Annotated in this window: 18 protein-coding genes; 8 read left to right on the forward strand and 10 right to left on the reverse strand. The window is 43.8% G+C overall.

Going from position 1 to position 24,791, the window contains the following annotated elements; translation table 11 throughout:
- Positions 1-109 precede the first annotated feature (109 nt).
- The 3 genes from tnaA to AB6E08_RS13645 form a co-directional block, all read right to left on the reverse strand.
- Positions 110-1,582: a tryptophanase gene (gene tnaA, locus AB6E08_RS13635; RefSeq protein WP_372064463.1), complete on the reverse strand. Its 1,473-nt coding sequence runs from the start codon at positions 1,580-1,582 to the stop codon at positions 110-112.
- A gap of 746 nt (positions 1,583-2,328) precedes the next feature.
- A complete protein-coding gene (locus AB6E08_RS13640; protein WP_372064461.1) occupies positions 2,329-4,023 on the reverse strand; it encodes a GTPase family protein in 1,695 nt (564 codons plus the stop codon).
- A complete protein-coding gene (locus tag AB6E08_RS13645) occupies positions 4,010-5,122 on the reverse strand; it encodes a YcjF family protein (RefSeq protein WP_372064459.1) in 1,113 nt (370 codons plus the stop codon). The genes AB6E08_RS13640 and AB6E08_RS13645 overlap by 14 nt, the downstream gene beginning before the upstream one ends.
- A 239-nt stretch (positions 5,123-5,361) precedes the next feature.
- On the opposite strand from AB6E08_RS13645, the gene AB6E08_RS13650 reads away from it, so the two are divergent.
- On the forward strand, positions 5,362-5,874 hold the full coding sequence (locus AB6E08_RS13650; RefSeq protein WP_052878544.1) for a peptide-methionine (S)-S-oxide reductase: 513 nt from the start codon (positions 5,362-5,364) through the stop codon (positions 5,872-5,874).
- A 190-nt stretch (positions 5,875-6,064) separates the two neighbouring features.
- Here the strand turns inward: AB6E08_RS13650 and AB6E08_RS13655 are convergent, their stop codons facing one another.
- The gene (locus AB6E08_RS13655; protein WP_372064457.1) at positions 6,065-7,681 is read right to left on the reverse strand and encodes a polysaccharide lyase 6 family protein; all 1,617 of its coding nucleotides are present in this window, start codon (positions 7,679-7,681) and stop codon (positions 6,065-6,067) included.
- Positions 7,682-7,766: 85 nt separating this feature from the next.
- Positions 7,767-9,539 carry a sodium:solute symporter family transporter gene (locus AB6E08_RS13660; protein ID WP_032555190.1) on the reverse strand — a complete coding sequence of 591 codons (1,773 nt, stop codon included), beginning with the start codon at positions 9,537-9,539 and terminating at the stop codon, positions 7,767-7,769.
- Between the two features lie 512 nt (positions 9,540-10,051).
- On the opposite strand from AB6E08_RS13660, the gene AB6E08_RS13665 reads away from it, so the two are divergent.
- Entirely contained in the window at positions 10,052-10,660 is a 609-nt protein-coding gene (locus tag AB6E08_RS13665) for a toxin-antitoxin system YwqK family antitoxin (RefSeq protein WP_076679156.1), read from the forward strand.
- Positions 10,661-10,727: 67 nt separating this feature from the next.
- Here the strand turns inward: AB6E08_RS13665 and AB6E08_RS13670 are convergent, their stop codons facing one another.
- A complete protein-coding gene (locus tag AB6E08_RS13670) occupies positions 10,728-10,865 on the reverse strand; it encodes a hypothetical protein (protein ID WP_372160006.1) in 138 nt (45 codons plus the stop codon).
- Positions 10,866-11,151: 286 nt separating this feature from the next.
- Between AB6E08_RS13670 and AB6E08_RS13675 the strand changes: the two genes are divergently transcribed.
- From AB6E08_RS13675 to AB6E08_RS13685, 3 genes are all read left to right on the forward strand, one after another.
- Positions 11,152-12,705 (forward strand): methyl-accepting chemotaxis protein, encoded by a 1,554-nt coding sequence (locus AB6E08_RS13675; protein WP_061021515.1) that lies wholly within the window; start codon positions 11,152-11,154, stop codon positions 12,703-12,705.
- 766 nt (positions 12,706-13,471) lie between these two features.
- On the forward strand, positions 13,472-14,731 hold the full coding sequence (locus tag AB6E08_RS13680; RefSeq protein WP_102450741.1) for an alginate lyase family protein: 1,260 nt from the start codon (positions 13,472-13,474) through the stop codon (positions 14,729-14,731).
- Between the two features lie 76 nt (positions 14,732-14,807).
- Positions 14,808-15,482, forward strand: a complete 675-nt coding sequence (locus tag AB6E08_RS13685) for an oligogalacturonate-specific porin KdgM family protein (protein ID WP_065682232.1) — start codon at positions 14,808-14,810, stop codon at positions 15,480-15,482.
- A 138-nt stretch (positions 15,483-15,620) separates the two neighbouring features.
- Here the strand turns inward: AB6E08_RS13685 and AB6E08_RS13690 are convergent, their stop codons facing one another.
- The 3 genes from AB6E08_RS13690 to AB6E08_RS13700 all read right to left on the reverse strand — a co-directional run bounded on the left by AB6E08_RS13690 (position 15,621) and on the right by AB6E08_RS13700 (position 19,146).
- A complete protein-coding gene (locus tag AB6E08_RS13690) occupies positions 15,621-16,337 on the reverse strand; it encodes a 3'-5' exonuclease (protein ID WP_017077162.1) in 717 nt (238 codons plus the stop codon).
- Complete coding sequence (locus AB6E08_RS13695) at positions 16,337-18,199, reverse strand: DUF294 nucleotidyltransferase-like domain-containing protein (protein WP_017081004.1); 1,863 nt, start codon at positions 18,197-18,199, stop codon at positions 16,337-16,339. The genes AB6E08_RS13690 and AB6E08_RS13695 overlap by 1 nt, the downstream gene beginning before the upstream one ends.
- Before the next feature lie 227 nt (positions 18,200-18,426).
- Positions 18,427-19,146: a FadR/GntR family transcriptional regulator gene (locus AB6E08_RS13700; RefSeq protein WP_004733531.1), complete on the reverse strand. Its 720-nt coding sequence runs from the start codon at positions 19,144-19,146 to the stop codon at positions 18,427-18,429.
- Between the two features lie 342 nt (positions 19,147-19,488).
- Between AB6E08_RS13700 and AB6E08_RS13705 the strand changes: the two genes are divergently transcribed.
- The 3 genes from AB6E08_RS13705 (at position 19,489) to AB6E08_RS13715 (ending at position 22,704) form a co-directional block, all read left to right on the forward strand.
- A complete protein-coding gene (locus AB6E08_RS13705; RefSeq protein ID WP_372064454.1) occupies positions 19,489-20,265 on the forward strand; it encodes an SDR family NAD(P)-dependent oxidoreductase in 777 nt (258 codons plus the stop codon).
- Positions 20,266-20,466: 201 nt separating this feature from the next.
- Positions 20,467-21,189: a FadR/GntR family transcriptional regulator gene (locus tag AB6E08_RS13710; protein WP_004733529.1), complete on the forward strand. Its 723-nt coding sequence runs from the start codon at positions 20,467-20,469 to the stop codon at positions 21,187-21,189.
- Between the two features lie 147 nt (positions 21,190-21,336).
- Entirely contained in the window at positions 21,337-22,704 is a 1,368-nt protein-coding gene (locus tag AB6E08_RS13715; RefSeq protein ID WP_372064452.1) for an MATE family efflux transporter, read from the forward strand.
- Between the two features lie 516 nt (positions 22,705-23,220).
- On the opposite strand, the gene AB6E08_RS13720 is transcribed toward AB6E08_RS13715, so the two are convergent.
- Positions 23,221-24,102 carry an NAD(P)-dependent oxidoreductase gene (locus AB6E08_RS13720; protein WP_012603741.1) on the reverse strand — a complete coding sequence of 294 codons (882 nt, stop codon included), beginning with the start codon at positions 24,100-24,102 and terminating at the stop codon, positions 23,221-23,223.
- Between the last annotated feature and the right edge of the window lie 689 nt (positions 24,103-24,791).

Raw genomic sequence — 24,791 nt, forward strand, 5'->3', positions numbered from 1 at the left:
ACAGCTCGGAAGGATCCTTCAACCGATCACTTTGGCTTTAACTGATCGGCATTACTCCCGAGGGAGCCTTTAATTATGTTTCTAGTGACTATTCGCTTATGTTTTTATTTTAAAATGCTTCTTCGAGCGTTTGTTCATTCTTTTTTTCTGTCTGTTTTTCAACGGTTTCAACCTCTTTCAAGCGCGCAGTGAAATGTCTTAACACTGGCGGTTCGTAAGTAAAATCGAGCCCTTTCACTTTGCTTGCGTTCTCTTTCACTTTTTCGAACGCTTCGATGATGAAGTCCATGTGTGTTTGTGTGTACGTCGCGCGTGGAATAGTAAGGCGCAATAACTCTGCAGGGCATGGATGCTGTTCGCCCGTGGCAGGATCGCGTCCTTGCAGCAAGGAACCAATTTCAACAGCTCTGATACCTGCCACTTTGTACAGCTCGCACGCCAAAGCATGTGCTGGGAACTGACCCGCTGGAATATGAGGAAGCAGTTTACCCGCATCGACAAACGCAGCATGACCACCCGCTTGTTGGCACACGATACCTATCGCTTCTAAGCCATCGACTAAGTATTGAACCTGACCAATACGATATTCCAACCAGTCTTGACGCATGCCGTCATAAAGGCCAACCGCAAGACGCTCCATTGCGCCACCTTCTAAACCACCATAGGTTGGGAAACCTTCTTGCACCACACACAAAGTTCGACACTCTGTGTACACATCCATGAAAGACGCATCTTTAAAGCACAACAAGCCGCCCATTTGGACCATGGCATCTTTCTTGGCAGACATGGCTAAGCCATCCGCGTATTTGTATGACTCACGCGTGATCTGTTCGATTGTCCAGTCTTGATAACCCGCTTCACGTTGTTGAATGAAGTAAGCATTTTCAGCGTAGCGTGCTGAGTCCATGATCACAGGAATATCGTATTTCTGTGCTATTTCATACACGGCTTTTAGGTTAGCGATAGACACTGGCTGCCCACCAGCAGAGTTACAGGTAATGGTACTTACGATGTAAGGAACATTGGCCGCGCCCGCTTCTAAGATCGCTTCTTCCAGCTTCACCACATCGAAGTTGCCTTTGAAATCCGCGTTCACTGAGGTATCAAACGCTTCTTTGGTATAAACGTTCTTCGCCACGCAGCAATTCACTTGGGTGTGACCTTGTGTTGTATCGAAGAAGTAGTTCGACAGAGCGACCATTTTGCTTCGGTCGAGCCCTTTCTCCATTTCACGCTTTTTGATAAGAACCGGAATGTAGATCTGCTCGGCACCGCGTCCTTGGTGGGTTGGAATCGTCAACTCGTAACCGAAGATATCCTTAACCGCATTCGACAATGCGTAGTAACTGCGACTACCACTGTAAGCTTCATCACCCATCAACATCGCGGCTTGCATACGCTGAGTAATAGAACCGGTTCCGCTGTCTGTCAGTAAGTCGATAAACACATCATCACTATCAAGTAAGAATGGGTTCATCCCCGCTTCGACAATGGCTTGTTCACGATAGGCACGAGTTGTTCTTTTTACTGGCTCTACAACACGAATACGAAACGGTTCTGGTAGATGTTTGAAGTTTTCCATAATAATACCTTTCAATACATTCCGATCAGGTCGAAATCTATTTTCTTTAGATGTCAAGAATCCTCACCATTAAATTAATAGTTCCGTATAAAGACACACAGGAAATTAATAGTGAAAATAAAAAAATTAAATAATGACTTATTAATCAAACCTAAACAGAGGCTAAGATAATTAGCGAGAACGACAAAACAATGAATACCTTGCACGGAATAATAAGTGCGACATTCATACGTTCAAAGGTTATCAAAGCTGCTGATAGGTAAACAAAGCACGCTGCTTTGCTGGCGCGTGACGCCTAGAGGGTACTACTCTGAAGAAAGACGGAACGAGAGCTGGTGATCTAAGGTATACCAAGCTAACAAGGTTAGCCATGTTGTTGATTGCCATTTCAGATACATGTTCACAATATATCCCTACGTTGAAATCAAGATGATCCGAAATTTAAATATAGTGCAATTGTTTTATAAATAAAGCTTCGAAAAGTATAAATGTGATCAATATTTAGAATGGTAATTAAATACGATAGCGTGTTATATAAACTGTGAAGAACATCATTTTACATACTATTAAACTAGTTCGTGATCGCCTTAATAATAACGGACATTTTTAAATTCAATGCTTATCCGATATAGGATGAAGGTGGCTATTTTCGACAAAGCTATCTTCTAGAAATCTACTGAGCTAAAAAGATAAGCTCTGATGAGTCTCAAGCCTCATCAGAACCGTTTTGCAGCCGCAGTCGTGGATTACTTTTTCTTCACGACTTGCTTGATGGCCATTTCAGCCAGTTTTGGCGTCGCTGCTTTCAATGCACTGGGGGCAACCTTCTTACCCACCTTGACCGCTTTATTCAGTTGGCCTTTAACCGACGTGCCTCTTTTCATGGCTTCTAAACGTTGGCGATTTCTCTGAACGTTATTTGCGTCAGCGATACGCTCGATCAACGTCTGCCTTAATGTATCTAAACCGAACTGTACCTTTTCTGGCGCAATCGCCAGTGGTAACACGATATCGGTTTGCAGCAATATATGATTGTATTCGAGCGCTTGAGCAATGATCTTCGCTTTAGCCGATATTGGGTTGTCTAAGTCATACGGCGGCTGCCAGTCGTCGACAGGCTTTAATCGGTCTACCTGATTAACAACCGAGACAACTATCGGCTTCTTACGTGAGATGTTCTTAGGATCGTCATAGAAAGCATCAAATCTATCTTTCAACTGCTTATCCAAATCACGTGCAGATTGACTGGCTTTCAATACCCATAGCACCACATCGGCTTGGGTCATCTCTTTGAGCATTAAGGCTTCGGTTTTAGGATTGCCATCAAGCCCTTGAAGATCAACAACGCGAACATCATTGTCGTCGACAAACGCGTTGTACACCATTGAAGTGTCGGTTGATGGCAGTACATCCACTTCTGCAACCAACTCTTGCTTAAGCGCATTGATAAGCGAAGATTTACCAGAACTGGTTTGCCCCACTAGCACGATTCGCACAGGTTCTAACTCTGGAGCAAAGCGTTGTTCGTCGAGTTCAGAAACATCAGACGCTTTCAGTGCTTCATCTTCAATGCTGAAACGTCCGCTATAGAGGTCAATCGCCACCGCCGCGACTTCATCTAACAAGGCTTGTTTAGCGGCGTATTGCATGTCATCAACCACCCCTCTTGTCATCGTTGCCGTCGCTTGTTCTCGACCCAAATCGGAAATCACTTTTAGCGGGTTCAAATAGAGGTTTTTGAGGTGATTCCCCCAAATAGCGGCCTTAACGATCTTCTGCCCTAGCTCGCCATATTTGTCATAGGCTTCATAGCCCGCTTTGATGTAAGAAACCTTGAGATACTCAATACCAGGTATATGCTCTCGCACGACCAATTTGTAACGTCGGCTTACCTCTTCGAACAGCTTTAGCCCTTCAGGAATCGAAAAATCGAGTGATTTCTTATCAAACTTTTTCGCAACAAATTCAAGTACCTCTAAACCGGTTTGGTCTAGGTTGCCCCACTCTATATCGACCATTAATTGCTGTCGCACGTAGTGTTTTGAATCATTCCAAATCGACAGTTCTTTTTGAGACCAATCAGCCGAAGCCTTAACCAATGCATCGTTGATATCAGCTTTGTTATGTTGTGACTCAGAAGCACCCTCACCAAGGTCGTCACTCTCTTTATTTGAGAAGGGCTCCGTACTTGAAGATCGGCGTGAAGAGTGGCTTGAAGAATCGCGTGAAGAACGACTAGAAATGAACAAAGGAATGGTGAACACCAAGGTACTCACGGCAATGGCAATCGACATTTCGAGCAGGTAACCGTATTTGATCGCCAAAAAGACACCAAAACCCATCATGATAATGCTTGGGAAGATGGCCGAAATCAGGGCAATACCCCAACGGCCGCTCGATAGCACCGCCAGTAATCGAAATAGGTTTCTAATTTTCTTCATAGCCCGACGCCGCCTTTCCTTTTTTCAGGGATTCTTTGTAGATCTTCTGCATCTCTTGTTCAGACACTTCTTCGCCTTTGTTCTTATGATAGAAGTAAAAACACGCAGCGCGACCTAAACCATAAGAGGTGCCGAAACTCATTGCAGCTGCAGCCACCGCACCTACCGTTTGACCATAAACTGGAATCAGCTTTATCAACTGTCGAGTGCCCAGTTTCATTCCGTATTGCAAAGCAAAGCTGCTTCCCAAAGTGCCTATCAACTCACTGAAGACTCTCTTGTTCCATTCGACCCCATATTGGTTCGCCAAGCTATGAAGCATTTTCGCTTGAATCGCAGGTACCGATACCAAACCAACACCTGGAATCAAGTCGCTCGCCGCCGCACTTCCTGCATACCAAAGCACTTCGTTTTCTACTTGATCAAAGTTGGCTTCTTCTTGCGTGGAATGCTCCTTGTCTTGCACCATCATTCCGATCACCGGAAGAATACTGGTCAGCTTTTCTAACAAGATGTCATAGTTGTAAATTGAACCACTGTTATTGCTCGAGTCATCCGTCTCGAAATCGACCGCGACCGATTCAAACTCTTTACCCCAAGCCTTCTCTACTTGGTTAGTGTTGAACTGAATTTGCCTTGCTCGATCTGGTTCACAGGAAGACAACACAGCGGTATGAACCAACAGTAAGTGCTTAATCTTCTTTTGCTTCTTAATCTGTTTTAGAGCCGTAAGCACAGCGGATTGTTCAGGTTCGTCGGCTTTCATTACAACGACTAACGCATTACCTGCCTGACCAATCTCTTCCAGATCCTCTTTCGCATCATAATTCGCTTCGCTTAGTCCTCTGGTATCGAGAAAGCGCATCACCGGTTTGTCTTGTGGGAATTCGTAAGACATCGCCGTCATGGTACAAGGTGCAAAACCATTGCCAACTTCCACAGAAGAGTCGCCAGTCACCGCCTGAATAAACGATGACTTGCCCGCCCCCGTTTTCCCCAACAACCACAATGTCGGCAGATGCTGACGCTGGTATTCATGGGCCTGAGCAAGATCTGGGTTCTTGCTCGGATTAATGAAGTCTTTTATTTGATCAAACATGTTTAGAGTAACGCTCACTTGATGTTGAGATTCGAGTTGATGACAAAGCAATACTGACTTATATAATCACAAATCATATTAAACTTATGTTTGTTCAGTCGCACAGGTTTACAATGCCTAAACGCTTGTTTTTATTTGCGCGCTCATTTTTATAGACGCTTTTTTATACGTGCGGGTATCATCGCATTGATTCGAGTACCTAACGAACATCAACAAACACAGAGAGCTCAAAGAGAAGTATGGAACAAATTTATTTAGCTGGCGGTTGCTTGTGGGGTGTACAAGAATTTATTAAGTACGTTCCTGGTGTTATCAGCACAGAAGCAGGCCGTGCTAATGGAAGCGCCCAGCCAACAGAAAACAAGACGGCTCAAAGCGACAGCACACAAAACGATTACGATGGCTACGCAGAGTGCGTACAAATAGAGTTTGATCCAAGCATCACGTCAGTAACGATTCTGATGGAACACTTGTTTGAGATTATTGACCCTTACAGCGTGAATAAACAAGGTGTCGATGTCGGAGAGAAATACCGAACAGGCGTTTACAGCACTAATGCAGAACACTTAACCGAAGCCAAGCACTATATTTCTTCAAGAGATGATGCCGACCGTATCGCTGTTGAAGTGTTGCCATTGACCAATTATGTTGCCAGCGATGACATCCACCAGCATCACTTAAGTCACTTCCCTGAAGATCACCACTTATGTCATATCCCTTGGGATCTACTGCATAAGTATAAATCACAGTAGTCTCGACGTAAGATTAAAATAGTCACGACGTAAGATTGAGATGATCACGACCTAAGATCGATAAAGCCTCAACAGACATTATCCGTTGAGGCTTTTTAAGTGTTAATGGTCAGGACAGCTATCGTGAATTGGTTTGATAGCTCAAGCCATTAAACCATTGACCTTTAGCCATTAGCCATTAGCCATTAACTTACTTAGTCGTATTCTCAAGCACGTAGTCTGGACCCGCTGTTTCAGCCGTCACGACCGCAAGTTTAGACACGTCTGCGCCTTCACCTTGATAAGCGTTGATGCCATTTTCTACAACGACTTTTGGTAATTCTACCGAGTAGCCTTCGATCAGTTCAGAATCCGTTACTTGACCTACGTAAGTTTCGTCTGTGTAGGTTGCGCCAACTAATGGGAAATCTTGCGTTGCACGTACACTTACAAACTCAGGTGACAGCGAGTTATCGACCACGTTGTGTTTGAACGCCACATCAACACCAGCATAAATGCCTTCCACTTCTGCGTTGTCAAACAAACTTACACGGTGGCTTTGGTTGCCGTAAACAATGCCCCACTCAGTGTCGACTAGAGAGTTGTTCTCGATGGTGATGTTTTTCGGCGTCCATTGCTTGTTCAGCTCTTTGCCCTTCACCGATTGATCTAGCTGCTCACCATTCGCTACGTCGATGATGCCCGTGTTAATAACAATACCGCCACGTAGGTCAGCATTGCCTTCAATCAAGCCATCGCGGCCTCGAGTGTTTGCAATGTAGTTGTTACGAATCACATGATCTTCATCGTAGATACGGACGCCGCCCGTTAGGCGCTTTCCATTACCTAGAATCATGTTGTTCTCAACCGTGTTGCCTTTTCCGTGACGCAGTGAAATAAGCGCCGTGCTTTGGAAAATCGTATTGCCTGAGATCGTGTTGTCGCCCGACTTAATCGAGATAAGCTCACGCTCACCATCCATATCGATCATTAGGTTGTTCACGAACTTAGAACTTGAATCCCACTGTGAAGCTTTAGAATCACCAATACGGATCGCTTCCCAACTGTTGCCGTTGTAACGAATCGCTTCTTTAATGTCGAATTCGTTGAACTGGTTAGGCTTTTGATCCATGAAGATGTTATTTGCGATCAGGTGGTTATCAGCTGTGTCATCTTTTTGTACACCAATCAAAGTGCCGCGTTTTTGCTTACCTTCGAAACGGTTGTTGATGACTTTGCCATCTTTACCCCATAGAGAAACCCATAGGTACTTTGGATACTCAGAACGACGCTCGTCTGGCTCGTACGTGTAATCATGGTTGAAGTAGTAGAATGTTGAGTTTTGTAGCGTGTTGCCATTACCCATCATACGTACTGCGCCAAAACGCTCGTTTGGACCACCTTCGGTAAACACTAGGCCATCAAGCGTGATGTCATCACCTTTCAGTTCAAACTGGATCAAGCCAGTGATCCACGCAGAACCTGCTTGCTCAGCTTTGATAGTGATGTCATTCGCCGTGATCGTCACTTGACCTAAGTTCGCGTATTTACCGGCAGGGATCACCACTTCGTCGCCATCTTTTAGGTTTTCAAATTTTGCTTTGAGCGCAGCCACTTGTTCTTCTGAAGCAACAACTAAAGTGTCACCATCTACCTCAGTTAAGCGGTCACTGCTCAATAGGTAACTACGGTCGATTTCGCTAATAGCTGGCGCAGCTTGTTCAGCGATACTGACTACAGGTGCTGTTTTTTCTTGTGTTGTACAGCCAGTTGCAAAAGCGAGCGTGAACGCGCTAATAATGCTTACCGATAATAGTTTTTTGTTCATCGTACATCTCACGTTAAATATTGGATTATAAAAATGACGACCACCCGTTCAGGTGGCCGTGATGTTATTTAGGATGCGAATTAGATTAGCCTTCGGCTGGAGTCACTTCGTCTTGTTGCTCGACTTTGTCATCGACTGCTTTAACAAGTAACAGACCAACAGAGAACACAATCAAGCCACACAGAACGAATACCATGCGTCCCCACATTGGGTTTGGCAGTACGAACATAGTCATTACGCCCACACCCGCTACCGCGATAAGTGAACCCAACATACGACGTTGCTTGTTATCCAGTTTCTTCTGTTCATTACTTTCAGCAACTAGTGGTGTCGCAAGGTTGTTGAAGAACTTGTCTACGTCTTTCTCACGGTGCTCAGCAAGAGGCTTGTAGAACAGTGTTGAAAGTACGAAGAAGCCAGCAGTAAATACGATGTGACCGATAAGGCCGATAGCCACTTTCAGGTCAGCCCACTCACGACCTGTTAGTTCATTTAGACCGAACCAGTTTTGAATCATGTCCGCAGTGATAACGAAACCAACGAAGTAAGAAACCACACCACCTACAACTAGCGTGCCCCAACCTGCCCAATCCGGTGTTTTACGGATGAAGAAGCCACAGAATGCTGGAATCGTCATTGGGAAGCCGATCAATGCGCCCACGTACATCATGGTGTCGAAAAGGCTCAGACCTTTAAGAGAGTTGATGAACAGAGCAACCAAGATGATCGCGATGCCGAAGAAAGTAGACGTTAGTTTAGAAACAACCATTAGCTCTTTCTCTGTCGCTTTAGGACGAAGAATCGGCTCATAGAAGTTCTTAACGAAGATACCTGAGTTACGGTTTAGACCTGAGTCCATTGAAGACATTGTTGCTGCGAACATAGCGGCAATCAGAAGGCCAACCATACCTGCAGGCATGTATTCTTGAACGAAGTAAAGGTAAGCGAAGTCAGCGGCTTTGCTGCCAGCTTCTGGGTAAGCAGCTGCTAAATCAACACCTTGACCAGCCATGAACCAAGAAGGCATGAACCAGATGATTGGACCAAGCGTCATTAGTACACAAGCAAGCAGTGCTGCTTTACGTGCGTTGTTTGAATCTTTCGCAGCAAGGTAGCGGTAAGAGTTAAGCATGTTGTTGGTAATGCTGAACTGCTTTAAGAAGATGAACACAGCCCAGATGCTGAAGATGCTCATGTAGTTCAGGTTATCACCCGTAATGAATGAATCTGTTGGGAAGTCGTTAACGATCTGCGTAACGCCGCCACCGTGGTAAATAGCAACCACAGCACACGTCACCGTTACCGCCATGATGATAACCATCTGCATAAAGTCAGATGCGATTACCGCCCAAGAGCCGCCCGTTACTGACATCACCAGTACAACCAGACCCGTTAGGACAATCGTCGTTGTCATATCAAAGCCGAAGATACCTGATGCGATGATCGCAAGGCCGTTCAACCAGATACCAGCAGAGATAACGCTGTTTGGCATGCCAGACCAAGTAAATACTTGCTCATTCACCTTACCAAAACGCATACGAATCGCTTCAATTACCGTCACAACGCGCAGTTGGCGGAACTTCGGAGCGAAGTAAAGGTAGTTCATTAGGTAACCGAATGCGTTCGCGATGAAGATAATCGCGACGGCAAAACCATCGGTAAAGGCTTTACCTGCTGCACCAGTAAATGTCCAAGCACTGAACTGGGTCATAAATGCGGTTGCACCTACCATCCACCACAGCATATTACCTCCCCCACGGAAGTAATCACTTGTCGTACTTGTAAACGTTCGGAACATCCACCCTATCGCAATTAAGAATAGGAAGTAGATGCCAACTATCAGGGTATTGAGTTCCATCGTTAGACCTTTTATTTATGTTTTTTTGTTGAGGTCACTATAGATAGATGGCAAGTATATTTGTACTACAATAATCCAAATGCGTGACAGTGATCCTACAGTCTGACACTCAATTAATCATACAAGTGATCGAGTTCAAAGTTGCACCACCTAGGAGCATAATTCCTCAAGTGAGTGCAGCCATCCGTACTAGATTTCGACAAAAACCCCGAAAAAACATGAACAAACCCTCTAAAAAACGAAGAATTATCGACAAAAACCATTACTCGTCACGATCAAAGCTCAAAGAAGAACAGCAAAAATATCGTTAGATATAATTTATAAAAATGAATCATACGAACACATTTGTAGCACAAATAAGATTGAAAATTTGCTTTTAAAAGTTCCCTATATTAGGTAGCCAATAATGAAAACTTGAAAACCACTATTAGATACTGACAGTGGTTCTCGGAAGTGAAATGCTTTTAACACACCCGTTACACTTTCCCCTCGTCCATTAAAAAGGTGTCATTATGAAGAAATACGTTCCAATCTTAATTGCTCTTAGTACGGTATCTTCTATGAGCTATGCAGCCACCAGCGATGATGCTGTTGACTACTTACAAATGCGCAAAGGTGTGGCTTATCAAGTAAACCACTCAAAACCCTTTACTGGTCAATTTGAAGAGAAGTTCGATAACGGCCAAGTCGCGACCCAAGCTCAATTTGCCGATGGCCTAGAGCTTGGGTTAGAAACCAACTGGTACCCAAATGGCCAAGTTGCTTCTAAAGTGAATTACGTTAAAGGTGAGCTGCAAGGTAAGGCCGAGACCTGGTATCCAAACGGACAGAAAAAAGCGGAGCTCAACTATAAAGACAATGAGCTGTCGGGTGTTGCCTCTCGCTGGTATCCGAATGGCGAACAAAGCCTAACAGCCGAATTCAGTGACGGGCAAAAAGATGGATTGGTAACGGACTACTACCCTAATGGCAATAAGGCCAGCCAAGCGAAATTTGATGAAGGCGAAGTAGCAAACGGGAAACTCACTCGCTGGAATTCTAACGGAGACAAGGTTGAAGAACTGACATTTAAAGACCACAAAGTCACATCTAAACAGGTTTGGATGCCGACGGAAAGCTAATACTAAAAAACGGCTCTCACAGGGTTAGTCTCATACATATAAACGACTGCTGCGAATCCGCCTGCAGCTAACCGTCTGCTGCAAACCCGTCTGCTGCTAACCCGTCTGCAATTAAGCGACCAGAGCAAGAGACACAACAAGAGAAGACAAGAGAAGAGAAACGAGCATTCATGTGACTAAGCGTGAATGTTCGTGGCTTTTTCACTTGCTCTTTTCTCTACCACTTCCCCTCATCACTTTGGTCCGACTATAGCTCAATCTCTCGTTATTATTTACAGCACTCCATCTAGTGATAAAACAATCACCAATAGTCATTGAAAATATTAAATATTTAACTTGCGCATAACCTTTCCATAAAATACTGTAAGCAAACGTTTCCGTTGCGAGTCAGATCCCAGTTATCCGCTTGTAAGCTACTGATCACGCAAATAAGAGAAACGAGATTCCCAAATACGTTGTTGAGTCATATTGTTTTGCTTTGGTGCCTGCCTATGAAAATTAAAACCTCCCTTTTTAGCCTTGCTTGTTTATCCATTATTTCGTTATTGGTTGTCGTCTCATTCACTGAAATGGCAAACCTAAAGCTGATCAAACTTGAGAAAACCCTGATCAAGGTGAAGTCGCTTGAAGTTTCGATGCTTCAACTAAATCGAACGGAACTAGAGTTTCTGATCAGCCACGACAAAGCCCTCAAGCCTGAATTCGCCAAAGAGTATTCACACTTCCAACAGTTGATGAATAGCTTCTCTGTTTTACTTGAAGAGTCAGATATAGCGGTGCCTGAGTTAGACAAGCTGACACGAGAAGTAAAACAATACGACAAAGATTTTTCCTTGATGGTAGACGCGATAGAACGCAACCCTGCAAAGGTCAGTGAGCTGAAATCAGAAATGAAAATGCTGTTTGAAGATATCATCTCGATATTTACCGGCGTTGAAGGTCGTTTAGAACAACAGGTCGAATCGATTCAACAAACCATCACTACGTTTATTGTGAGTTCCGTAATCGCCGTCACTGGATTACTGATCGCACTGTCCTTTGGGATCTCATCGCGTGTCGCTAAGAAGATAGCCTCGTTAAACGCAACCATGTTGCACGTATCCCAACAACGTGACTTTACCGTTAAAGCGGAAGACAGCGGTTCAGATGAAATTGCGGATATTGCCAAGTCATTTAACACCGTCTTAGAAGATATTCGTCAACTTGTTGGTCAAGTACAAGGGTCGATCCAAGAGCTCGGCAACATTTCGAACCAGTTGCAACACGACGGCATAGAAGTGGAAAGCGCTTTAAACAAGCAGCAACGACAAACAGAAAATATTGCGACCGCGATAAATCAAATGGGCAGCAATATCCAAAGTGTTGCGACCAATAGTGAAAATGCATCATCAAATGCACAAACCAGCTTCTCCACGGCAAATGATGGCCTGAACGATGTGGCCTTCACCAGAGACACAATCAATACGCTTTCAACTGACTTAGTGAGTGCGAGTGAAGAAGTGAATCGCCTTTCTGTGCACTCAGAAAAGATCAATACCGTACTAGAAGTGATTAAAGACATTGCTGAACAAACCAACCTACTCGCTTTGAACGCCGCTATTGAAGCAGCGCGCGCTGGAGAGCAAGGTCGTGGTTTTGCGGTCGTCGCCGATGAAGTGAGAACCTTGGCTGGCAGAACACAGCTTTCAACCGAAGAGATCTCAACCATTATTCAAGGGGTTCAAGATCAAACCCAAATGGTGGTTAACACGATTCAAAATTGTTGTGAAAAAGGTAACAGCAGTGTCGACTCTTGTGAGAAGGCACATTCAAGAATCACATCGGTTATCGCAGACATGGAAACCATTCTAAATAACAGTTTAGAAGTCTCCAATGCTATGAAGGAGCAAAGTGAAGTGACGTCAGAGATCATCGAAAACGTAGATGCCATTAAACAGCTGACACTGACGAATGTAACGAGCGCTTCAAAAAACGCCGCTTCTGCAACTTCAGTTGTTGAACAGACAAACTCACTTGAACGCGCTGTCATCAACCTAAAAGCCTAGCTCTTAAGCCGCGGCTTACACGCTTATTGCGCTTCAAACGACACTCTACTCAAATTTCAGATAAAAAAACGCTCATGTTGCCTGTATCAACATGAGCGCAAGGGTAGATCTTCGACTACCGTCTCCTACCTTTCTAAACGAAAGCAGAAGTTATAATTAGAATAGTTGGGAGCAATAATCAAAATGCTTTCGCAAGCACTTCAACGATTTCTTCTTTGTCGCTAATAAGAACAACGGGTAACCATTCGAACCCTGTTCATTCCTATCAAGTTCATATCTATATAGCAGGCTATGTCACTGCCTTGCCTACTACATTTCAAATCATCTCTGGTCGAGCTCTATAACACCTAAAACAAATGCTAGCGGTCTAAAGCATTTTGGCTTTTAGCCATTTTTCCTTTCTAACCATTTAGCCTTTAAATCGTTCTTACTTATCCGCTTCGCAGCGTCAATTCATGCAATCAACACAGCAAAGTTATGTGTTGCTACAGAAAGTTAGTAAATAATAATGTATTACAAATAAAAATGACATCTAAAGATTCAATTTTTTGCTGTAGCGCACATTTATTGATGAACAAAACCCTTAAAAATCATGTTCAACAGACAAACAAAACACTAAAAATCATAAACTTACCGATATAAACTGACTTTGTAACCCTTTGTAAATAGTGGTTTTGTCCTCACAACACGATCCAATTCACAGATCATGCGCCTTCAAATCGTTAGCATATTTGTATTATTTTAACTCAAAACAAAAGGCGTAAATATGAAAGCCCCTCGACTCCTACATCTTGCTGCTTGTATTGGTGCTATCACCTTTGGTTCTCAGGCTATAGCCGCTGAATTCGTTTTCTTAGACGAAGCAACATTAGAAGCGAACCGTACTCTTCTTCAATCAGACAATGCTTCTGAATCAATGAAAGACGCGTACACAAAGCTTATTGAAGAAGCCGACCTAGCAATGAACGATGGTCCTTTTAGCGTTGCTGATAAAGGAATGGTTCCGCCAAGTGGCAGCAAGAACGATTACATGAGCATCAGCCCATACTGGTGGCCTGATGAATCAAAAGAAGATGGGCTTCCATGGATTCGCCATGACGGAAAAACAAACCCAGCATCAAAAACTGACGAAACTGACTCAAAACGTATTGGACACTTCACCCGTTCTGTTCGTGCATTAGCGGTCGCCTATTATTTTAGCCAAGACGAAAAATATGCTCAGCAAGGTATCGAATACATAAGAACTTGGTTCTTCAACGAAGACACCAAGATGAACCCGAACGTGAACTACGGACAAGGTGTTCCTGGTGTAGCAGAAGGTCGCCGCGGTGGAATCATCGATACAAGAACGCTGACTGATCGCATGTTAGATTCAATCGCTATTTTGTCTCAATCACCTACCTGGTCAGAGTCTGACGAAACACAAATCACCCAATGGTACAGCGAATACTTGGATTGGTTGATCATCGATGATTTATCTGGCGGTCCTAAAGGCGAAGCTTACGCAGAAAACAACCACGGTACTTGGTACGACTATCAAGTTGCAGGTGTTTCTTACTTTATTGGTAACGAAACGCTTGCTAAGCAAATGGTTCAAAAAGGCAAGATGCGTATCGACACTCAATTCGAAAAAGACGGCTCTCAGCCTCATGAAATCGAGCGCACGCGTGCTTACCACTACCACTATTTCAGCCTAGATCCATTGATCGGTATGGCTCAGATCGGTGACAAGGTCGGTATCGATCTTTGGAACTACACCAATAAGAAAGGCGGTTCTTTAGACACAGGTATTCAGCTAATGGCTGATTACAACGACCTATCGAAAGAGTGGCCATACACACAGAAAGACGAACGTCGTCGCGTTGAACGTATGACTCCGCTTTACCTGAAAGCTGGCGTAGCTATGGAAAACCCTGAATGGGTAAAACTAGCAACAGAGACCGATTTCAGTGAATTCACAGTCAAGAAGCAGCTAGCTGAAGTGTGGGCTCAACGAGACGTAGAACTACTTTACCCAAAACTATAATCCCAAATACAACAAAGGGCTCAACGTTGGCCCTTTAGTAACCCCTTTTTATTTAGATACAGTGGAAACAATAACAATGATAAAAACGAATAAAGTAACACTTGCAGTATTAGCGACTCTTTTCGCAGGCAGCGTGTCTGCCGCATCACTCGACGCGCGCCAAGAGTACAAACATGGCTCAGAAGACTGGGCAAGTCGTATCAAGATGAGCGGTTCTGTCGATAACCACTTCTTCGGCGCTGAAATGAAGCAAAAAGGTAAGCCTTTCTCTGAGTGGGAAGCGGCAGACAACGAGTTCGAATACGGTTACAAATTCAAGCTTAACGAGCACTGGTTAATTCAACCAAGTATGCCAGTAACGTTTGGTTCTGATAGCGTAACCTACAAACCGCAAGTACGTGTTCAATACTCTTTCGAATCAGGCCTAAAGGCGAAACTTCGCTACCGTCACGAGTTCCGTGACTACACATCTGACTCTTCAAACGAGAATAAGAACCGCAGTAAAGTTACAGGTAACATCGATTACAACTGGAATGCATGGCAGTTCGGCTTTGAAGCTAACTACGCAGAAGACTTCATTGACAATGAGTGGACTGGCGGCGGTGGTGCTGACAACGAGTGGGATTACAACTTTAAAGTGGGCTACAAAGAGGCTGACTGGAGCTGGCGTCCATACGTTGAGTTAGGTAACGTTCAAGACAGCCGTGACCGTCAATTACGTAGCCGTGTAGGTATTACTTACAGCTTCTAATCGATAGCTATATAGATAATCTAAGATAATTACTGTCCTAATTTTCTAAGACCTAAAAAAAAGCCAGCTTAATCGCTGGCTTTTCTTCTTTCAAATCAATTCATTCAAATAAGAGCCGAGTACTTAACGCTCCTCACCCTAGTGACTGATCCGATAGAGAAATGCAACTGTCACGTCATCGTTAGGCACAACTCGCTTCTGCTGAGCTAAAAACAATTCCGCAGTTGATACTGCATCAGCAAGCGCATTGTGATTGTTGTATTCAGGAAGCCCGTATCTTTCACGAGTGCCAGCTAGAGTCAAATCCACCTCTTCATGATTGCTGATCGCTTTCTCCATACTCTTTTCGATACACAATGTGTCTAGCCAAAGCAGAGGAATCGCTCGTAAACCATAGCAACGAAGAAGATATTGGCTAATGAACCTCTCTTCTACCATGCAAGCGTGCGCGACAATAATCTTGCCTTTCGCTGCTTCGAAGAACGTCAGCATCGCATCATGAATAGAAGCGCCCTCTTCTAACATTTGCGGCGTAATATGGTTGATCACGGCGGTTTCGGCGTTGATCTGCGAATCGTTATCCAGGTAAATATGCTTGGCGGACGCTAAGTCTATTCGCCCCTTGACCACATCGACCCAACCCATGGACAAAATCAGATCTTGTTCGCTGTCTAGACCCGTGGTCTCAAGATCCAGCACGATATAGTCACTGTCTTTGGCCAAGTCCGTCATTTCAGGGCAAGGCTGATCTACGAGATCATGTAACGCTTCTGGCAACTTAACCGTTCCCAGATATTGCTTACGTTTACGTTTAATTCGCTCAAGCGGATGAAAGTAATTTAAAAACGATTTCATTAGCGCGCTCCGAAACGAATTTTCGCCGCTTCTTGAAGGTCAGCAATGATCCTAAAGGCATCTTTCAAGTGTTTACGTTCAAAGCTACCAAAGCTATCTGGATTGATATTGTTGTCGGGCACATCTCCGTTCTTCAACGCTTCAAGTTGATGACCGAATCGGAAAGAGAGAATGAACTGGTAAGCACCTAGAATGTTTTTGAATGCGTCGTCGCTCAGCATGCCTTTTTCATTGGCTGCCGCAAAGCGTTCATCAGTGGCCGACAAGTCACACTCCACTGCAAGACCATAAATACGTGCTAAATCAATAATCAAGTTGATGGCGTATTTCTTCACGTTCAAGGTTTTCTTGTTCTCACCCGATTTCTCTAACACCAAGCTGTTGAAGATACCCAAAGGTGGATTGGTATTGACCGCATCTTTCACGAGCGTACTTAGGAATTCACGGTTGCCGCGAATATTAGTATGCAGCTCATCACGAAGAATGCCTTCGAACTCACTGTTGCCATAAATAGTACGGATCTCTAGGAACACACTGATGTTGAGTAGGCGTTCATACTCAGGGTTGGCAACCCACTTTTTATAGTAGTGCTTCCAAACCTTGAGTGGCTGACACCATTTTGGCGTCGCTGCCATGAATTTTCCTGGGCATAACGGGTAATCGCAGCTTGCCAACCCGTTGGTCACCATCATCGCTAAGTGTTTGAAGTAAATACGGTCACTGTCTGTCGCATCATCAGCCAGTACAATCGCGCTGTCTTGATCCGACAACATGTGCACTTCATTACGCGCGTGCGATCCGGCTACGATCCAAGAGAAATCACACGGTGGTGGGCCTAATTTATCAATCGCTATTTGAATCAATCGACGAGTGTAGGCATCCATAATCATGGTCATTACCTTACCGACGGTTTCCGGTGCAACCTTGCCTTCCACCAGCGCTTCAAAAATAGCTTGTCGCTCTGGGGTAAACGAAGACATGGTTTTCACACTGCCCGCGTATTTGATTTTCTCGATTAAGAAGATCGCTTGGACACGGTGGTTTTGAACTAAGTGAGACGTGGTGAGGAGACCAACGACCTTATTCTCTTTCACAACGGGCAAGTTACGGATATTGAATTGCATCATGATAGATGCAGCATGCAGCACTAAATCATCGGGTTTCACTGTGAGTGGAGAGTGTGTCATTACCTCTGAGATCAGGCTATCAGTACTGACACCGTGAGCGATCACTCGCTTAGTCATGTCACGGTCGGTAATCAAACCAACAATGGTTTCACCCTCATAGATCACCGCACATGGCGAGCGTTGATGAAGCATTTCCACCGCTACCGATTGGATGGTTTGCTCAGACTTAACAATGGCTACCTGCCCGCTTGCCACTTCTTCAACCTTACGAATGAACAAGCCTTTCTCTTTATTTGACCACACAACATCCAATGCCGACTTCAAACGAACCTGAGCCTGTGAAGCAAAGTGTTCTGCGCAACTTGGAAAAGCTTTGAAAAGCGTTTGAAGTGCCGAGTGTGGAATCACATAAAGCAAGGTGTTCTCAATTGCGATGGCTCTATAGCCTTTCTCGTCGTTGACTTCAGAATCTAAGAACGTAAAACCGAACAAGTCTTCGCTACCTAAACGTGCGCGAAGCACACCGTCCGATTTTCGTTGCTCCATAGAGCCAGTTCGAATGATATAGAGCGACTTTTCCTTGCCCGATTCACACAGATCAACCACATCACCTTTGCCGAGGTAAGTGATCTGAACATTAGAGGCAAGTTCGCGCAGCGCTTCTTTAGGGATCTTATCGAATGGGTCTATCTGACCGATAAACTGAAGAATATTTGGTAATAAAGACTGAGGCATAATCACACTCGCAATAATTTGATTAGTATTATTATATAACTAACAAGGCTGGTTGCTAGTGGTTTTAACAAAACAGCAAAGAATAGGTCAAATATTGGACATCAGTCAGGTTTCCATCAAAGTTAGATACAAAAAAAGCACGTATTAAACGTGCTTTTCTGGTGTACCTTTGAGTTCCAATGAACCAGTTCCAACAAAGATTCAAAGTAAAAATCTTTTTAAAACAATTAACTAGCGATTGGTAACCTGTGGTTCGTTTCTAGCAAGTGACTCGCTGACGCTTGACGCGCTTTATCACTGTTCCCCGCCATGATTGCTTCATAAATTTGGCGGTGCTCTTCAATGCAGGTACTTCCCTCTTCAGAAGAGTGAGAAATAAAATTAACAAACATAGTCGTTAAGATATTGCCGAATGGTAGGTAAAAGTCGTTCCCTGTTGCGTTGAAGATTAGGCTATGGAACTTCATATCAATATCTAGCCAACGCTCTTTATCAAGAATCTCTTCGCTAGATATCTCCACCATTTTTTGGAAAATTTCTGATAATTCAATTCGTTGATCCGCAGTCGCAAATTTAGCGGCCAACGCACAAGCTTCAGGTTCGATGGCACGACGCAAGCCTAAAAACTGATGGCAGAATTGGTCGGTGTCAGCTAAACCGTCCATCCATTCGATCAATTGTGGATCTAAGAAGTTCCAGAACGCGCGGTCAACAACACGAGTACCAATCTTAGGGCGAGATTCTAATAGGCCTTTTGAAGTAAGAAGCTTAACCGCTTCTCTTAATGCTGTTCTACTGATACCAAATTGCTCACACAGAGCCATTTCACCAGGGATAATAGAACCTTGAGGCAAATTGCCCGACAAAATACCACGAGCGATTTCACGTGCAACTTGCACATGAAGGCTTCGCTTAGAGCCTGAAATAGAATTGAAATGACCAGCCATGTGTCTACTTACTTATTAGATATGTATTATTTAATTCGTACTATAACACTGATTTATATCTCTACCAACTCAGTATAAGAATAACGTGAGGTCACTACCAATATAGGCTAGAGCATTATTTTGACAATCTTGTAAGTATTAAGCTCATCAAACCAAACATACCCATTTATTCATACAAATAGTTCTTATTTACACATTTTTTGTATGCGTGAACTCACAAAACCACTCTTACTCTCACTATTTATGTCGGTAATGATCAGTTTTTAGATGAACACTCTTGAATATAGCAAGTGTTATTGTATGATTTATTAACGCAAATAATCTACAATATAGGCGACTCTGATGTTTAACGATTTAAAAGGCAAACGCATTTTAATTACTGGCTCTACTGCTGGTATGGGCTTAGCTACTGCACGCATTTTTGCAAAGTACGGCGCAAAGATTGGCATCAATAGTCGTGCTTTCAGCCCAAAAGTCGATGACGTTCTCACCGAACTCACCGCATTGGGTGGCGATGTTGCGTTTTTTCCTGCAAACCTAATGGACACATTAGAGTGCGAAAGGTTAGTCAAAGAGTTCACCGACCATTTTGGCGGCATGGATGTGTTGATTAACAACGCTGGTGGCCTTGGTGGGCGTGCAAGTCTAGAAAATATCGATGACGAGTTTTATGAGCGTGTGATGAACCTAAATGTTCGATCCGCGCTGATGACAACTAAGTTCTCCATCCCACACTTGCGTGCATCTGCTGCTCTATCGGGGCAAACATCGTGTGTGATTAGCACGGGCTCTATTGCTGCTCGCGAAGGCGGTGGTGTGGGTGCTGGCGTATATGCCGCATCTAAAGCGTGGTTACACGACATTCACCGCAATTGGGTGAAAGAGTTCGCGCAAGACAATATCCGGTTCAACATTGTTTCACCGGGCACTATCGACACCGCATTTCACGATGGCAAGAGCGACGATCTGAAAGCGACCATTGCTAACAACATTCCAATGGGACGCTTTGGCAATATTGATGAAGTTGCCCCTTCATTTGCTTTCTTTGCATCGCACGCTTGTAGCGGGTACATCACAGGACAAATCCTATATGTGAATGGCGGACAAATAACGCCCTAGCTAGCTGACTGATATAAGCTCACTAAGTTATATAGAATCGTTAAGTTATATAAAGTCGTTAAGACCGTCACACTAAATAAGGTCATCAGACCCAAATAGATGAGGGAAAACCTCACACTATATTAGACGTATACACTGACACTAAGCGCCAGATTCGTCTGGCTTTTTTTGTTTTCAAAGTTTCAATTTCAGGTGGTTTAAATGTCAATATTTACATTGGTGGAAGATTCAAGCCGCCGAATTCATGTCCAAGTCGCGAGACAAATTGCTCGTAAAATCTTGTCTGGCGAGTTGAAAGAAAATCAGAAGTTACCTAGCGAAATGGAGTTGTGCGAGATCTTTGGAGTCAGCAGAACTGCCCTTCGAGAATCCACTAAGCTGCTTTCAGCAAAAGGGTTGATTGAATCAAAGCCTAAAGTGGGCACTCGTATCAAACCAAGAACGCAATGGCACTTTTTAGATCCTCAATTACTGTATTGGATCCAAGATTTAGAAGACACCAAACCCTTCTTATCTCAATTCTTGGGCTTAAGAAAAGCTATTGACCCAGAAGCATGTGCGCTTGCGGCATCCAACGCTACGGTAGAGCAACGCAAAGAGCTTTCGATCCTTTTCCAAAAGATGACCATTGCCGCAAACGGCTTTGATTATCAAGAGTGGACAACCAACGATCATCTGTTTCACCAAACGATTTTCTTATCGACGGGTAACCAGTTTTACATTCCGTTCGCGAACATTCTGTCGACGATTTTCAAACAGTTTATCGACCACTCTGCCGAAGGCGGTCGCTTCTGTTTAGAAGAGCACAAAGCGATATACGATGCGATTATGTCAGGCAATGCGAATCAGGCTCGAATAGCCTCTCAAGCTTTACTTGATGATGAAAACCAAAAGCTGTCTAGGGTTGAATTAGCCATCGCATAACCAAGATTGACCAGACTGACTCGTGTATCCCAATACACGAGTCAGTCTGTTTTAGCGCCCATTTTTAACCATCCATTACCGTAGTGTTTCATCTTTAAATGTTGAACTCGGGTCCTCTCAGAGAAAACTTACGGTTACACACATAAGGTGTTGTTTGTGTCTACACAATCGTATGTAAGGAAAAATTTCTCTCTCGCCTGGCCCCTAGCCCTAAACGGTATATTGATGCAGTCGATGTTGATGATCGATACGCTGCTGGTTTCTCCTCTTGGTGAAATACCTTTGGCTGCCATGGGAATTGCGACCACTATGGTTGCCTTTGTACTCGGTATTCAAATGGCGCTGGCAAACGGCACTCAGCTAGTATTGAGCCGCGCCGTGGGTTCTGGCATCACCGCTTCATTATCCAAAGCGTTTTGGGCAGGTCTGTTCATCAACTTAGGTATCGCGACAATATTTTGGTTTCTGCTCACCTTTTTAGAACAGCCTTTAATTCAAGCCTTAACCGACGATAAAGACCTTTACTTAGAAATCAGCCACTACCTTGATATCTCAAAGTATCTCGTCATTTTCACAGCATTAACGCAAGTAATTATCGCCCTATTTAATGCATTAGGAAGAACCAAGATACCGTTTAAAGGGTATTTGATTGAATTGCCGATCAACGCTGTACTTTCTTATGGACTCATTCACGGCTTTTCAAATTTCGAAGGTATTGGTGTTCAAGGCGCCGCGCTAGGCAGTGTTATTGCTATCACCCTTCGCCTTGTGTATCTGGTTCTTTGCGTGTATTTGAGCTCGGCAATTTCACTCAAATTAGACGCCCAGCGATCTGAGTTCATGACAAACGTTCGCCGTCACTTTATCGAGATATTCCCTGTCGCAGCAAATGTAACCATGCTATTGATTGGCGCAACGATTTATCAGTTACTGTATTCGCAACTTAACATCAACGCGTATGTTGCGATTACTTTGGTGATGCCTTGGATCAGGGCTGTCTCTCAATTTATTACCGCTTGGGCTCACTCTTCCGCAATTACTATCAGCCAAGCGATTGGCTCTAAAAAGATGGATGACCTAGTCAAAAACGTCGATACCAGTATTGATATTGCGGTCGTCATTTCTTTTGTGTGTGCAATCTTGTTCGCAGGATTAAGTCTGGTCATTGGTGACATTTACCCGAACTTGGATGAGTCTACCTATCAAGCATTGGCCGTTATCGCCCCACTCTACATCTTCTTGCCGATTGTCCGTGGCTACAACACGGTTCATGGGAATGTACTAAGAGCACTAGGAAAAACGACCGCAGTCTTCAAAATCAACTTTACTGGTCAATGGCTAATTTCAATTCCATTGTGTGCATTGATCATCTTTGGATTAGACGGTTCTATCTTTTGGGCATTTGCCATCCAGCCCTTTGAAGAGTTAGTAAAAGCGCTGCCCTTCAGACATCTTGCTCGCAAGTCATTGATAGAGTTCGACTCAAACAAAGCCAACGAATTGATGTATGACTGATCGCCACCAAAAAGTAACAAAGTTACTGTCCCGAGAAAATGTCTGAACTGCTTGTGTAGTCTCAGGCTTATCTCATTTAGATCGATATAGCTCAAACGAAGAGCCTAGACATTTCGCTACGCCATAAAGAATAAGGCTGCATTAAGTCCTAGTAAACAATAATGGTAACCTTGCTAGTCACCGTATATTCCTCATTATCAAATGGCGTTGAGTGGGTTATCGTTCGGGTTATTGCCCTCTTTGAGCAATACCTGACAATACGTGTGTCTATATACTAGTTATTGGGCAAAAATCGCCTTGTAATTTCATAATCTCATATCACCAGTTGATCCTTATGTTCATGTTCAACACATTAGCGAATCAGATACCCAACTCTACAAACCCGTTTTCATTCTTCCCACTCTTCATTAAGTACACTTCCTTAAAAGATATCGTTCCAAGAATGTCTAAAAACAAGCATAAAAAAACCCACTCAAATGAGCAGGTTCTTTATCCAACCGTGTCTAAACGACGTGATTACTTCTCTAGTTTAGCGAAGTAGTCGAAGATTACTGGTACGTCGTTTTGACCAAGGCCAGCATCTACAGCAGCTTGTAGGCTTGTTGCGGTACCTTGAGCGATTAGAGACTCAGTACCTAGCTCTTCGCAAAGAGCAAGGAAGTAACCAAGATCTTTGTTTGCGTTAGCAACAGAGAAACCTAGCTTCTCTTCGCCGTCTACCGCGTAGAATTTACAGAATTGCATGAACGGAGAGTTAGATGGACCTGCAGACATAATGTCAAACAATTGCTGACCATCAACACCAGCGCGTTGAGCGACAGCGAAAGCTTGAGACATAGTCGCAACCGTTGTCATACCCATGAAGTTGTTTACAAGCTTAGTCACGTGACCAGCACCTAGAGCGCCTAGGTGGAATACGTTTTCGCCTTGCTCTTCAAGAACAGGTTTAACTTTGTTGAAAGTTTCCATGTCGCCAGCAGCCATGATGTTCAGAAGACCATCTTTAGCATGAGCTGGAGTACGACCTAGAGGTGCGTCGATCATACCCGCGCCTTTTTCAGCAAGAGCTGCGCCGATTTGCTTAGTAGAAGCAGGGATAGACGTACCGAAGTCTACGAGTACTGCACCTTCTTTGATGCCCGCTAGAACACCGTCTTCGCCGTAAACGATTTTTTCAACAACAGCAGAGGTGGTAAGGCAAAACTGAACAATATCACTTGCAGCTGCAAGCTCTTTAGCGGAAGTGAAAGCTGTAGCATTGCCACGAGCAGTAACACGAGCCATCGCTTCTTCGCTTAGATCCATTACGTTTACGTGGTAACCGCGTGTTTGCAGGTTTTCAACCATGTTGCCGCCCATAAGACCTAGGCCAATGAAACCGATTACAGGTTTAGTCATGTTCAACTCCAAATATGTTATTGTATGATTATATTCTCATTATAATAACTAGCCGAATCCGCTAAGGCAACCGTTTTAGGACTTTCGTGCGTGATCCAGCGCATGAATTTCGAATGCGGATACTGACATCACTTATCGAATTGGCCTCATATAAACCCAAAGAATAGGTCTTGTGATTAATAAGTGACAAATCAGATAGCAACTCAGTCTTTCGTCCTTCATATCCGACAATATCTAACCGGATACGAATCAGTAAATCACTTACAGATAAAGCTTGATAGGTTTAATTAGTGTACATTCCTATCGTTCTGACCAAAGAAAAATGAGTCAGGCACACTCTTAAAGTTCCCCCCAATAAATCAAAGCGTCTGACACCTTTCCCTGCCCCCTAAAGGTACTAGAGTAGCTCACAACAAGAACTTGCCGAGTCAAGAATAATGCGGCAAAAACACTGTCATTTTTCAACAACCTTATCCAGTAAGTAATAAATTTCGGACAATACAACACCATCAATTGTATTACTTATAAGCACTAAAAGTTATTGGAAGTTATCGTAACAATACTCGTAGAACCAGATAACAACGTTCATTTTGTTAAATCGTTTCGTTGTCAATGCGCCGCTGCAGAGTTGAACGTTTCTCTAAATTTAGGGGCTGTGATCTTTCGAGCTGGGTTTTGCAGCATCTTGT

Origin of the sequence: Vibrio sp. 10N.247.310.24, from assembly GCF_041467175.1 — a bacterium.
Classification (GTDB): Bacteria; Pseudomonadota; Gammaproteobacteria; order Enterobacterales; family Vibrionaceae; genus Vibrio; species Vibrio tasmaniensis_A.